This window comes from Kribbella sp. NBC_00482 (genome assembly GCF_036013725.1).
GTDB lineage: Bacteria > Actinomycetota > Actinomycetes > Propionibacteriales > Kribbellaceae > Kribbella.
This window is the reverse complement of record NZ_CP107881.1, coordinates 1758128-1771278: the sequence shown is the minus strand read 5'-3', so window position 1 is coordinate 1771278 and position 13151 is coordinate 1758128. Positions and strand designations below refer to the sequence as shown.

At 68.4% G+C, this 13151-nt stretch carries 11 protein-coding genes; 7 read left to right on the top strand and 4 right to left on the bottom strand.

Annotation, left to right across the window (positions count from 1 at the left end; all coding sequences use genetic code 11):
* Complete coding sequence (locus OHB24_RS08880) at positions 1-2025, bottom strand: sialate O-acetylesterase (protein WP_327638471.1); 2025 nt, start codon at positions 2023-2025, stop codon at positions 1-3.
* 174 nt (positions 2026-2199) lie between these two features.
* On the opposite strand from OHB24_RS08880, the gene OHB24_RS08875 reads away from it, so the two are divergent.
* Complete coding sequence (locus OHB24_RS08875) at positions 2200-2796, top strand: DJ-1/PfpI family protein (RefSeq protein ID WP_327638470.1); 597 nt, start codon at positions 2200-2202, stop codon at positions 2794-2796.
* Here OHB24_RS08875 and OHB24_RS08870 read toward each other — a convergent pair.
* On the bottom strand, positions 2785-3486 hold the full coding sequence (locus tag OHB24_RS08870; RefSeq protein ID WP_327638469.1) for an SDR family oxidoreductase: 702 nt from the start codon (positions 3484-3486) through the stop codon (positions 2785-2787). The genes OHB24_RS08875 and OHB24_RS08870 overlap by 12 nt on opposite strands.
* A gap of 89 nt (positions 3487-3575) precedes the next feature.
* On the opposite strand from OHB24_RS08870, the gene OHB24_RS08865 reads away from it, so the two are divergent.
* From OHB24_RS08865 to OHB24_RS08855, 3 genes are all read left to right on the top strand, one after another.
* Complete coding sequence (locus tag OHB24_RS08865; RefSeq protein WP_327638468.1) at positions 3576-4172, top strand: TetR/AcrR family transcriptional regulator; 597 nt, start codon at positions 3576-3578, stop codon at positions 4170-4172.
* 16 nt (positions 4173-4188) lie between these two features.
* Complete coding sequence (locus tag OHB24_RS08860) at positions 4189-4584, top strand: PPOX class F420-dependent oxidoreductase (protein ID WP_327638467.1); 396 nt, start codon at positions 4189-4191, stop codon at positions 4582-4584.
* A gap of 159 nt (positions 4585-4743) precedes the next feature.
* Positions 4744-5931, top strand: coding sequence for an alginate lyase family protein (locus tag OHB24_RS08855; RefSeq protein ID WP_327638466.1), 1188 nt, complete (start codon positions 4744-4746; stop codon positions 5929-5931).
* Between the two features lie 5 nt (positions 5932-5936).
* On the opposite strand, the gene OHB24_RS08850 is transcribed toward OHB24_RS08855, so the two are convergent.
* Positions 5937-6743, bottom strand: coding sequence for a siderophore-interacting protein (locus OHB24_RS08850; protein WP_327638465.1), 807 nt, complete (start codon positions 6741-6743; stop codon positions 5937-5939).
* An 83-nt stretch (positions 6744-6826) separates the two neighbouring features.
* Between OHB24_RS08850 and OHB24_RS08845 the strand changes: the two genes are divergently transcribed.
* Genes OHB24_RS08845 through OHB24_RS08835 form a run of 3 tightly spaced genes read left to right on the top strand, consistent with a single transcriptional unit; the run spans position 6827 to position 9838 of the window.
* The gene (locus tag OHB24_RS08845) at positions 6827-7894 is read left to right on the top strand and encodes a FecCD family ABC transporter permease (protein ID WP_327638464.1); all 1068 of its coding nucleotides are present in this window, start codon (positions 6827-6829) and stop codon (positions 7892-7894) included.
* Positions 7891-8928 carry a FecCD family ABC transporter permease gene (locus OHB24_RS08840; RefSeq protein WP_327638463.1) on the top strand — a complete coding sequence of 346 codons (1038 nt, stop codon included), beginning with the start codon at positions 7891-7893 and terminating at the stop codon, positions 8926-8928. The genes OHB24_RS08845 and OHB24_RS08840 overlap by 4 nt, the downstream gene beginning before the upstream one ends.
* Before the next feature lie 4 nt (positions 8929-8932).
* Entirely contained in the window at positions 8933-9838 is a 906-nt protein-coding gene (locus tag OHB24_RS08835; RefSeq protein ID WP_327638462.1) for an ABC transporter ATP-binding protein, read from the top strand.
* Here OHB24_RS08835 and OHB24_RS08830 read toward each other — a convergent pair.
* On the bottom strand, positions 9835-13137 hold the full coding sequence (locus OHB24_RS08830) for a S8 family peptidase (protein WP_327638461.1): 3303 nt from the start codon (positions 13135-13137) through the stop codon (positions 9835-9837). The genes OHB24_RS08835 and OHB24_RS08830 overlap by 4 nt on opposite strands.
* Positions 13138-13151 lie beyond the last annotated feature (14 nt).

The window sequence follows — 13151 nt, the reverse complement described above, 5'->3', positions numbered from 1 at the left end:
CTACGGTACGTCGGCAGCAGACCAATCCATCCTGATCGGCAGGGTGAAGGTCAGCAGACCTGTTCCGATGGCGTTCGTGATCCACGGACCCGCACGTAGGTGGGCCTGGTAGGTGAGGGCAGTCGCTCCGGTTGGCGGGCCGGACAGCTGCAGTACCAGCTTGCCCGGCTGGTAGGCGACAGACGTCACTGTGACCGCGGCACCGTCCACTCGGAAGTCAGCGGCGACGCCTTCCTCCACGCTGAGCGGATCGGCCGATCGCAGCTGGACCGTGAGCTGTGAACCACTGGCTGTGACACTGCGCGGGTTCGGCGGAGCCACGCCGGCGGACGGCCCGCCGTACAGGTCGCGGGCCAGTACGGCGTACGCGTGGTCACCCATGTCGCGGTAGCCACCGGCGTACGCGTAGTGGCAGCCGTCATGGCCGGACAGCCCCGTGGTCGACAGCACGGTGACGCCGAGCGTGTCGCCCATCGCACGCTGTGCTTCGCGGAGACTCGTGCTGGTGGAGTTGCCGCAGGGCGACGTACGGACTTGGTAGACGTAGTACTTCGGCGTCGTGCCGAAGTCGGAGCGCCAGTCCTGGAGGAGCGACGTGAAGCCGCTGACGTGCACGGCCGCGTTGTCGTTGTCGGACTCGCCCTGGTACCAGAGCACGCCGCGAAGGTGGCCGGTGACGCCTGCGGCCGTCAGGCGTTGCCGGAGCCGGCCGTAGTTGGTGGCGATGTCGTCGGGGTTCGCGTCGTTGCGCTGGAAGAAGCTGATCGGCTGACCGCCGTGCGCACCGTTGATGAGTGCGATCGGGACCTTGTACTTGTTGACGAGCTGCCTGCCCATCCGGATCGCCCACTGACCGACCGAGCCCGACTGCCGGGACACATCGCCGGTCGCGTAACTCCAGACGCGGTCCGCGGCGGAGATGGTCGGATCGGAGACCGGACTACCGAAACTGCGCAGGTACGGCGATTCCTCGCCACTCGCGGCGCCGTTGTACATCGACGCTTCCGCATTCGACTGTCCTTGGACGACGTACGCGTCACCGGACACGATGCCCTCGCGGCGAGCGACCACCCGGCCGAGCGCCTGCAGCTCGAACGTGTACTCGTGCAACCCCGCACGGATCCGCGGCGTGAACCGGAACTGCCGAGACGCCGAGGTGTAGACATCCGTCTTGCCGTTGCCGATCACCTTCAGCTGCACGCTCTTCACCCGCGGATCCGTGATCCGGCCGGCGACGGGCACTGTCGCGCCGCCGGACGCGTCCCGGGGGATCAGCTGACGGTCCTGAGGCGAGTCGGTCAGGGCGACGAGCGAAGTGCGCACGTACGCCGTCAGCCGACGCTGGGTGTACTGCGCCGCGTTGTCGGCGAACGTCCAATCCGGATCGGCCGTGGTCCTCGCGCCGATGCCGAGCGACAGCAGACTGGTGTCCGACTGGGCGAACGTGTTGATCGCGAACACCGGCTTCGCGGGCACGGTCGACGGCCGCGTCGACCCGATCTGCGAGACCTGGAACGAGCCGTAGCCGAGGGTCGTCGTCGGGCTGTCGTCGGCGTCGTACGTAGTCGCCGACGCGTTCGCCACCTGGGCACTCGCTGTCTTCGCGTACTGGTTCGGCCACATCTCCAGGTAGCCGGACTGACCCGTGCCAACCGTCACGCCGGGCACGTTGGATCGCACGTCGAGATCGCCGACGCGTTGGCGCACGATCTCGCCCGGCCGGGTCGGCAGACCGATCCGCCGGGCGTCGGTGCTGAACGGTTCCATCGCCGTCCAGACCCACTGCCCGTCGAGTTCCAGGCAGTAGCCGACACGGTCGAAGTTGGACCCGATCTCGGCGGTCCGGTCGAGGCTGTAGGGCGGAGTGTTGTTGAGGTAGTTGGCTCGTTCGGGCAGATCGAGTTGGAGCACGGGTGTGAACCCGGCAGCTGCGGCATCACACGCAGTGGCAGCACTCGCGGGTGTCGGTAGGACGACAAGGAATGCGGCGAGCAGAGTCAGGACAAGAGCGGCAGGACGTCGCATGGCGAAACCTCCGGGGCGGCGGGGTGTCTCCACTACATGTAGTCAGCTGCTCACCCAAGAGCCACCCCGAAGCGCCCAGCGGTGCCAACCGTGCGCCGAGAGGTGGCCAGAATCTTGCGAACCACGGCCTGGTGGCCACTGGCTCCGGTCCCCGCATCCCAGTTGGGTGGAGGTATGCGGATCGAGATTCTGGTGTTCGACGGTGTGGACGAGATGGACGTGATGGGCCCGTTCGAGGTGTGGAGTCACGCGTCGCGGCGGCCTGGCTTCGATATGGCGCTGGTAGGGCTGGACGGGCCGGCCGAGGTGACCGGGCTGCACGGGCTGCAGTTCAAGGCGCCTGAGGGCCTCGGGCAGCCGGACGCGTTGTTCGTTCCGGGTGGTGGCTGGATGAACCGCGCGGAGAAAGGCGCGTGGGCCGAGGCGCGCCGTGGCGTGATGACGGCGCGGATCGCCGAGCTGGCGCCGTCCCTGCAGTGGATCGGTTCGGTGTGCACGGGCTCAATGCTGCTCGCCGAGGCCGGCCTGGTGAAGGGGCGAGCGGCGACGACGAACCGCGGCGCGTGGGCCGAGCTGGAGGCGTTCGGCGCCGAGCTGAAGACCAACCGCGTCGTCGACGACGGCACGCTCGTCACCGCGGGCGGCATCACCGCGGGGATCGATCTGGCGCTGCACGTCGTCGAACGCGAACTCGGCGCCGACGTGGCCGACGGGATCGCGGGTGCCATGGAGTACACCCGCGACCGCGACGTCCATGTGTCAGCCGGCTAGCTCCGGATAGACGGCGGTCAGGTCCAGCGCCGTCGCGGCCTTCGCGCCGCGGGCGGTGTCGTCGGCGAGCACCTCGTGCGCGCCGGACTCGATGCCGTCGAGGGCCTGCTTGGCGATGTCCTCGGGGCGGGACTTGGGCGCCGTCACGGCGGTCGTCATGTCGGTGTCGACGTACCCCATGTGCAGGCCGGTGACGCCGATGCCGCGGCTCAGTAGTTCGAGCCGGATCGCGTTGGTCTGCAGCCAGAACGCGGCCTTGGTCGCGGCGTACGCGCCGCCGCGAGCGACCCAGGACAGCGCGGAGTGTGCGTTCAGGATGTGGCCGCCGCCGTTGCGCTCGATCACCGGGACCAGCGCGCGGGTCAGGTTCAGCGGACCGAAGAAGTTCGCCTCGAAGACGGCGCGCACCTCTTCGGTCGGGGTGTCCAGATAGGTGTACGGCGAGCCGACGCCGGCGTTGTTGATCAGCACGGTGACGTCCGGCACGGCCGCGACCAAGGTGTCGATCGACGCCTGATCGGTGATCTCGAGCGGCAGCGGTACGACACGGGGGTCGGTGCTCGGCTTCGGCGTACGGGCGGTCGCGTAGACCTTGGCCGCGCCGCGGGTGAGCAGGTCGTCGACGATCGCCTTGCCGATCCCGCGCTGCCCGCCGGTGACCAGGACAACGGCGCCTTCGAGTGTGGTCATCTGGAACTCCCTCAGTGGAAACCGATCTGTTTCCAACACAGTAAACCGATCGGTTTCTGATTTCAAATCCAGCCGGTACCCTCGATGACATGAGCACTTCCGCAACTCCCCGTGAGCGGCTTCTGGACGCCGCGGGCGAACTCTTCTATCGCGACGGCGTCAACATCGGCGTGGACGCGCTCTGCAAGGCGGCGGGGGTGTCGAAGAAGTCCATGTACCAGCTCTTCCGCTCGAAGGACGAGCTGATCGCGGAGAGCCTGGCCAGCCGCGGTCCGGCGTACCAGACGATGCTGTATCCGGGGGCCGAGGACGACCGCGCGCCGCGGGAGCGGATCCTGACCGTGTTCGACCGGCAGGACGCCATGGTTGCGGCGGACAACTACCTCGGCTGCCCGTACGTGAGTACGGCGGTGGAGCTGAAGAACCCCGAGCACCCGGGGTCCGTGGTGGCGCGGCACTTCAAGCAGCAGCTCACCGACTTCTTCCACCGCGAACTGGTGAAGGCCGGCGCGGAAGATCCGTCCACGCTCGCCGTCCAGCTCACGATGATCTTCGACGGTGCGGCCGCCCGTGCGGTCGTCCGCGCCCAGCCGCTCGGCGGGATCGGTGCGACCACCGCCGCCGCGCTCCTCGACGCGGCCGGCGTCCACGCCAGTGAGATTGCCGGTGAGCTCGCCCTCAGCTGAGCCTATTCTCACCACCGTGGAGATTCCTGGCGAGTTTCATGACCTGCTGGCGTCGACGGCGATCGCGCTGGTGGGGACGATCGGCAAACGCGGCGAACCGCAGGTGACGCCGCTGTGGTTCCTGTGGGACGGCGAGCAGGTGCGGATCAGCCTGGTGGACGGGCGGCAGAAGCTGCGCAACCTGCAGCGGAATCCGCTGATCTCGCTGGTGATCGTCGACCCGGCCCGCCCGACGTACTACGTCGAGTTGCGGGGCCGGATCGACGACCTGGTCCCGGATCCGGAGCTGGCACTGGAGCAGGCCGTTGCGCGGAAGTACACCGGCGGCTGGACCGACGTCGAGCCGCCGGGCACGACGCGCTACGCGACGAGCATCGCCGTCGAGCGCATCACCAGCCAGCTCGGTCACTAGTGGGACGGAAGGGCCTTTTGTTCCACGGGAAATGGGACAGAAGAGCCCTGTGTTCCAAGGAAGTTCCGGTACCGGCGAGGTCTTGACCGTGGGCATCGGGCGTCGTGAAACTGCGGTGGAAACCGCTGTCCTACCGCCCCCGAAGACAGGACACCGCCCATGCGAAAGATGCCCTTCGTCCTGGCCGCCGCCTGTGCCGCGCTGGTTGCCGGGACCCTCAGTGGTCCGGCAGCCGCCTCGTCGCAATCGGTTGACGCACCTGCGACGTTCACCCATCCCGGCGTCGGGTCGAGTCAGGCTCAGCTCGACTTCGTCCGGGCCAAGGTGCAGGCCGGCGCGCAGCCGTGGACCAACGCCTTCAACCAGGCGAAGAACAGCGCGTACGGCTCCCTTTCCCGTACGCCGAAACCACGCGCGGTCGTGGAGTGCGGCCCGTACTCGAACCCGAACTACGGCTGCACCGACGAACGTGAGGACGCCATCGCGGCGTACACCGACGCACTGCTCTGGTACCTCACCCGCGACGACCGCTACGCCCAGAAGTCCATCCAGTTGATGGACGCGTGGTCGGCGACGATCCGCGACCACACCAACAGCAACGCGCCGCTGCAGACCGCCTGGGCCGCGTCCTCGTGGCCGAAGGCCGCGGAGATCATCAAGCACGTGTACGGCAACTGGCCGAACTCCGGCCGCTTCGCCACCATGCTCCGCAACGTCTACGTCCCCGAGATCATCAACGGCTCGAACTCCAACGGGAACTGGGAGTTGAGCATGATCGAGGCACTGCAGGGCATCGGGGTGTTCCTCGAGGACAAGGCGATCTACGACAAGGCGATCGCGCTCTACCGGCTGCGCGTACCGGCGTACGTTTATCTGGAGTCCGACGGCGCGCTGCCGAAGACGGTGCCGAGCCAGAACCTCAACACCCGCGACAAGATCGTCAGCTACTGGCAGGGCCAAGGGACGTTCGTGACAGGCTTGACTCAGGAGACCTGCCGCGACTTCACCCACACCGGCTACGGCATCTCGTCGATCTCACACGTGCTGGAGACGGCGCGGATCCAGGGCATCGACATGTACCCCGAGTTCGGTGAACGGCTCCGTCAGGCGCTCGGCTTCCAGTCCAAGTGGGAACGCAATCTGGAGCCGGTGCCCTCGTGGCTCTGCAAGGGCACGCTCAAGCGCGGGCTCGGACCGATCACCGAGGTCGGCTACAACGCGTTGCACACCCGCCTCGGCATCGCGATGGCGAACACCCAGGCGCTGACCGAGTCCCGCCGGCCGGCGGGCTCCAACAACCTGTTCGTCGCGTGGGAGACGCTGACCCACGCGGAGAACCCGTCCTAGGAGGATCAGCAGTGCGCTTCGCCGCGCTTCCAGTAGCCCTGGAACGAGATCGCGGACTTCGGCATCCCGACGGCGTTCACGAGGTGGCGACGTACCCCTTTGATCATCGACGACTCGCCCGCGACCCATGCGTAGTCAGCGTCGAACGGCAGCGCTCCTGACTTCACCGCGTCCAGTAGCGAGCCGTCGGTGACCCACGTGACCTCGGCAGCGCCGGCCAGCGGCCGCACGTCAGCAGCATCCGGTACGGCGACGAAAACGGTGGCCTGTACTGCGGCCGGCAGCTCCTCCAGGATCCCGGCCAGTGCAGGCAACGCCGTCTCGTCCGCTACGAGGATCTGGCGCACGCTGGTCGCCGGCGGAACGTAGTCGACGCCAGAATGCAGCAGGCCCTTCGTGCTGGTGGTGTCGACCGCGAACGGCAGCAGCAGGCCCACCTGGTCGCCGAGCTCGGCTTCACTCACCCAGGCGGACGCAGGTCCGTTGACTCCGTGCAGGACGAACTCGATGTCCAGCTCGGCCACCTCCGGCCGGAGCGCTCGCACGGTGTAGGTGCGCATGATGAAGCGCTCGTCGACCGGCTGGGCGCACCACTCGGTGTACCACTCGGGTCCGGAGGGCAGCCTGATCGCACTGCCGTTGGGCGGGGCGAGCAGGATCTTGATGCGCTGGTCCGGTCCGGCGGTGACCGCCTCCGCGATCCGCGGTGCGACGAACGTCACGCGGCGCAGGTGCGGGCTCAGGTCCTCAACGGCCGCCACGGTGGCCAGGAGCGAGTCGAAAACGATCGGTCGCTCGAGCACAGTCGTCATGCTGTGGTTTCTCCATCAACTCTGGCCGGGTTATTCTGAGGCATCTAGAGGTTAGCCTTACCTAAGAGGATCCCGAAAGTCCAATGCCCCCGCCCGTTGCCACGGCCGAAGCCGGCCCGGAGACCGCTGTCCCGTCGCGCCCGCGCCGAACCCGGCGGACCACGCTCGTCCTCGGGCTGGTCGGATGCGTCGTCCTGCTGGTCCTCGTGTCGCTGCTCAGCATCGCGGTCGGGTCCAAGCAGATCCCGTTGTCCACGGTGATCGATGCGCTGCGCCACTACAACGAGTCCGACACCGATCACGTGATCGTTCGGTCACTGCGGGTGCCGCGGACGCTGATCGGTCTGATGGTCGGCGCCGCACTCGGGCTGTCCGGGGCGCTGATGCAGGGCGTGACCCGGAACCCGCTGGCCGATCCGGGCATCCTCGGTGTGAACGGCGGCGCCGCGTTGTTCGTTGTCGGCGGCATCTACTGGTTCGGGTTGTCGTCGTTGACGGCGTACGTCTGGCTGGCCTTTCTCGGTGCGGCCGCGGCGTCGGTCGCCGTCTACTTCCTCGGTTCGCTCGGGCGCGAGGGCGCGACGCCGGTGAAGCTCGCGCTCGCCGGTGCGGCACTGACCGCGATGCTCGGGTCGCTGACGACGGCGTTGCTGATCGGTGACGTCGACACCTTCGACCAGTTCCGGTTCTGGTCGGTGGGATCGTTCGCCGGCCGCGGTCCCGACATCGCGAAACAGGTGGCGCCGTTCATCCTGGTCGGGATCGTGCTGGCCTTGTTCTGCGGGCGGGTGCTGAACGCGTTGTCGCTGGGGGATGACGTGGCCAAGTCACTCGGTCAGCGGGTGGGACTCGCCCGCGCCTTCGTCGCTGTGGTCGTCGTTCTGCTCTGCGGCGCGGCGACCGCGGCGGCCGGGCCGATCGGGTTCATCGGTCTGACCATCCCGCATGTGGCGCGGTTGGTGACCGGGCCGGACTACCGATGGATCCTGCCGTACTCGATGCTGCTCGCGCCGATCCTGCTGCTCGGGTCCGACGTGATCGGGCGCGTCGTCGCGCTGCCCGGCGAGCTCCAGGTCGGCATCGTGACCGCGGTCCTGGGCGCTCCGTTCTTCATCATCCTGGTACGCCGCCGGAAGCTGGCCGACCTGTGACGGCTGAGGCAGTCCACGTCATCGCCCGGGCGCGCGCAGCCAGGCAGACCCGTTCACTGGTCGTCATCACGGTCCTCGCTGTCGTGGTGTTCGCGACCTTCTGCGTCTCGCTGTCGCTGGGTGACTTCAAGATCCCGGTGATCGACGTGGTGAAGACCCTGTTCGGCGGCGGCGACCGGGCGACCGAGTTCATCGTCAACCGGCTGCGGTTGCCCAGGGCGCTCACCGGGCTTCTGGTCGGCACGGCGCTGGGCCTGTCGGGCGCGATCTTCCAGAGCATCGCCCGCAACCCGCTGGCGAGCCCGGACATCATCGGCGTGACGTACGGCGCCAGCGCGTTCGCCGTGTTCGCGATCATCACCCTCGGGCTGACCGGGGTCGCGGTGTCGGCGTTCGCGATCGTCGGCGCGGTGCTGACCGCCTTCATCATGTACGTGCTCGCGTGGCGGCACGGGGTGTCGAGTTACCGGTTGATCCTGATCGGGATCGGCATCGGCGCGATCGCTACGAGCATCACGTCGTACCTGCTGACCAAGGCCCGGGTGGAGATCGCGCAGCAGGCGCTGATCTGGCTGACCGGGAGCCTGAATGGGCGGGACTGGTCGAACGTACGGTCGCTGGCGATCACGTTCGTCGTCCTGCTGCCGTTGATGGCGTTCCTGGTGCGGCAGCTGCGGATCCTGCAGCTCGGCGACGAGACGGCGTACGGGCTGGGGCTGCGGGTCGAGGTGGCGCGGCTCGGGCTGATCGTGGTCGCCGTACTGCTGGCGGCGGTGGCGACGGCGGCGGCCGGGCCGATCGGGTTCGTGGCGTTCGTCGCGCCGCCGATCGCGCGCCGGCTGACCCGGTCGCCGGGGCCCGCGATGATCACGTCCGGTCTGCTCGGGGCGCTCGTGGTCGGGCTGTCGGACCTGGTGGCGCAGCACGCGTTCGGAGAGACACAGTTGCCGGTCGGAGTGGTGACCGGTGTGGTCGGAGCGCCGTACCTGATGTTCCTGCTGGCACGGGCCAACCGCGTCGGGAGTGGTGGCTGAAAAGATGGAGAACCCTGTGGAACACAGCTTGGCAGCCGACGGGCTCGCGGTCGGGTACGACCAGCGGGAGATCATCCACGACCTGTCGGTGCGGATCCCGACCGGGAAGATCACGGTCATCGTCGGCGCCAACGCCTGCGGCAAGTCGACGCTGCTGAAGACGCTGGCGCGGTTGCTGAAGCCGTCGCGCGGGACGGTGCTGCTGGACGGCAGGAGCATCCAGCAGATCCCGACGCGCGAGGTGGCGACCAAGCTCGGTCTGCTGCCGCAGTCGCCGACCGCACCGGAAGGGATCACGGTCGCGGACCTCGTCGGTCGTGGGCGGTACCCGCGGACGCGGTGGATCCGGCAGTGGTCGCGTTCCGATGACGAAGCGGTTGCGGAAGCGATGACGTCGACCGACGTCCTGTCGATCGCGGACCGGCCGATCGACGAGCTGTCCGGCGGTCAGCGGCAGCGGGTGTGGATCGCGATGGCGTTGGCGCAGGAGACCGACATCCTGCTGCTGGACGAGCCGACGACGTTCCTCGACCTGACGCACCAGTTCGAGGTGCTCGATCTGCTCGTCGACCTGAACAAGTCGGAGGACCGGACGATCGTCTTGGTGCTGCACGACCTGAACCAGGCCTGCCGGTTCGGCGACCACCTGATCGCGATGAAGGACGGCGCAATCGTTGCCGAGGGCAACCCGTCGCAGGTGATCACCGAAGAGGTGGTCCAGGACGTGTTCGGCCTGGCGGTCAAGGTCGTCCCGGACCCGGTCGCCGGCACCCCGATGGTGGTCCCGATCGGCCGCCACACGTCAACGCAGGACACGACGCCCGCGGCCGGCGCCCAGGACAACCTCGCGGCGAAGGCATTGGCTGCCTCCGCCGCGGCGAACGGTGTCTGCCGTCCGACAGATACCTAACGCAGGTTGTACGCGCGGATCACGGTGTAGTTGACCGTGCCGCCGTCGGCCCGCTCCGCGTTGGCGCGGAACGAGACCGAGCCCTTGGCGGGGTGGCGAAGTGCCGCGAGCCAGGTGTCCGTGCCAGTTCGGATCAGCGTGACTGGTCGCCACGTGGTGCCCTCGTCGTAGGAGACGTCGACGGTGATCTTCCGGGTCGCGGACGGTGTCGAACCCGGCTGCGTCTTCAGGCTGACCGGCACCAGGTACGGCGTACCGGCCGGTGCGGTGTTGTTCAGGTCGACCGGTGGAGTGAACGCGAAGGACGACAGCGGCAGGTACGTCCACTTGTCGGTGCCGACCTCCGCCGACTTGAACGTCCAGGAGCCGCTGATCTTCGTGGACGCGTTGAAGCCGGTGCTGCGGTCGACCTCGTACTCCAGTTTGTACGACGCCTCGGCTGCCGGCACCGGTCCACTGGCGTCGTAGAAGTACTTCGGGATCTCGACCAGCTTCACGCCGTTCTGGTAGAACCCGACCCTGCCGCTGTCCAGCAGCGAGTACCCGGTGTGCCCGGAGTCGTCCCCGAAAGGCGGCAGGTTCATCATGACGGTGTTGCCGACCCGCGCGACGTACGTGCGCGCGTTGAACTTCGGTCCGGCGGGGCCACGCTGCCAGTCGACCGTGTACCGGCGGCCGGCCTTCCAGGTCGTGTCGTCGTACCAGAACTGCGTCTGGCTGCCACCGAGGATGTCCCACCGGTTGTTCCAGGTCACGCCGTTCGCGCTGTAGTAGATGGTTCGAACGCCCGGTACGTCGTACTGGATCGCCGCCGAGATGGCGCCGCCGCCTTCGGGCGGGAGGCCCCAGTTGTGCATGAAGCCCTGCTGCTTGGCGGGCCAGACGCTGTGGTTGCGCGTGACCACCGTCGCCAGTTCGCCGGGGCGGACGGCGTGCTTGTAGTTGGTGAGGAAGCGGCCGCGGACGAAGTTCACGATGTCGTACTCGTACGGCGAGTTGTCGAACGTGCCGTCGGCGGTGGGCTCGGCCCAGCGACTGGTGACGTCGGTGACCAGCGTGCCCTCGTCAGCGGTCACCTGGTCGCCCAGGTCGGCAGTGAACAGCTTGCTGAAGTCAGGGCCGGTGATGCGTGCGTCGATCGCAGAGCCGCGCGGCAGCACCCGGTAGATGCCGACGGCGGCCAGCTTGGTTCGCGCCGAGGCCTTCGGTACGGTGACCGACACCGGTGTGCCCTTGCGGGCGTCCATTTCGAGCACGCCGTCGTCCGAGTGGCCGACTGTCAGGTTCGGCTGGACCAGCAGCGTGGAGCTGCCGTCCGGGCTGACCACCGATGCCTGCACGTGGTACCGGCCAGGGCGGAGCTTGGCGGTCACCGTGCCGGACGCGTTGTACGGGAACTGGAAGACGTCGAGATCCAGTCCGGTCACCCAGATCGCGTAGTTGCTCGCCGGCGCACCGGTCCGGTCGGTCACCTTGAAGGTGACGGTCCGGGTCTCGTGCCCCTTCGTGACCGTGAGCGGCACCCGTACTGACACCCCGTCGGCATTGCTCGCGGCCAGTGCCCCGGTGAACGTACCGGTCGCCGACGGCACCTTGGTGTCGGCGGTGAGTACGGCGTCCGCCGTACCGCCAGCTGGTACGACGAGTTGCGCCGGGCTGACCGTGAGCATGCCGGCCGGAGCGGGGGCGCTGTCCGGACCTGTCGCCGTGGCCGAGAGGTCGAGTGTGATCGCCGAGGTGCCTTCGTTGCGGTACGTCACGGTCTTGACCACAGGTACGTCGTCGTCCGCCGGCCAGGGCTGTGACCCGAGGGCCAGGCTGGAGACGCTGGGCAGGACGGCCTGCTTGATCGCGCGACCGACGTCTACCCGGCCGGCTCCTTGCTCGAAGACGGTCAGAGCGGCGTTCGGCTTGGCCGACGCCATCAACGCGGCCTTCAGCGCGGGCGCGGTCCATCCGGGGTGCTGCTGCTCCAGCAACGCTGCCGCACCGGCGACATGCGGCGTGGCCATCGACGTCCCGTTCAGCTGCGTGTAGCCGGGGGAGTACTGCGGATAGTCGGAGCCCTTGGCCAGCGCCGCGACGATACCGACGCCCGGCGCGGTGATGTCCGGCTTGATCGCGCCGTCGTTCCGCGGGCCGCGATTGGAGAAGTCTGCCAGGTTGTCCTGCTTGTCGACCGCACCGACCGCGAGAGCGGCATCGGCGGTGGCGGGCGACGACACTCCGCCGGTGGCCCCGTTGTTGCCAGCGGCAATGACGAACAGGGCACCGGTCTGGGCGGTCAGCCGGTTCACGGCTTCCTCGAGTAGGTCGACGCCCGGTGAGTCGTCGCCGCCGAGGCTCATGTTGATCACCTTGGCCTTGGGTGCGGCCCACTCCATGCCGGCCAGGATGGCGGACTCGGCACAGTTCCGGGTGCTGCAGACCTTGCCGATCAGCAGCTTCGCCCCGGGCGCGACACCCTTGTACTTGCCGCCCGACGCGGCGCCGCTGCCGGCGATCGTCGAGGCGACGTGGGTACCGTGCCCGACGTTGTCCTCGGTGTCGGCGGCGTCGCTGAAGTTCTGCTCGCCGACGATCTTGCCGGCCAGATCCGGGTGGGTGTCGTCGATGCCGGTGTCGAGGATCGCCACCGTCGTGCCGGTCCCGTCGTACCCGGCGGCCCAGGCGGTGGGTGCGCCGATCTGCGGGACGCTCTGGTCGAGCGACACCTCGCGCTTGCCGTCGAGCCAGACCCGGGCGATGCCGGGCGCCGTGGTGCGCTCGCTCTTGCTGCCGGTCGTGCTGCCGGTGGTCAGGTCGGTCCAGAAGTCACGCGCCTTGGACTTGCCGACCTTGACCGCCGCCGCGCGGAGTGCCGGCAGGTTCTCGGTCACCCGGGCGGAGCGGAGCTTCGGGGCCGGGCCGGCGCCGTACGAGACGATCGTCGGCAGTTCGGCGACGTGCGCGTCGTCGTACCCGGCCTGGACCAGCCCGGTGACGTCGAAGAGCCGTTGGTCGACCTGGTTGCTCGAGACGAGGCGGAGGGCGTCGTTCGGTACGACGTACTGGTGGCCGCCGCGCTGGTACTGGGTGAAGCCGAGCTGTTCCCGGCCGGGTGCGGGATCGAGCGAGAGACGATTCCCGTCGATGAAGACCCGGTCGCCGGTGAGCAGAGTCACCCAGCTCCCGGACGGGGCCTTCGCCTGTCCGGCGGTCCAGCGGCCGGGCTCCGGTTGGGCGGTGGCCGTCAGAGGGGCGGCCAGGAGAGCGGTGGTGAGCGCGAGACCGGACAGGCGCCGGATTAGTCGGGACATCGAATCTCCTTCGC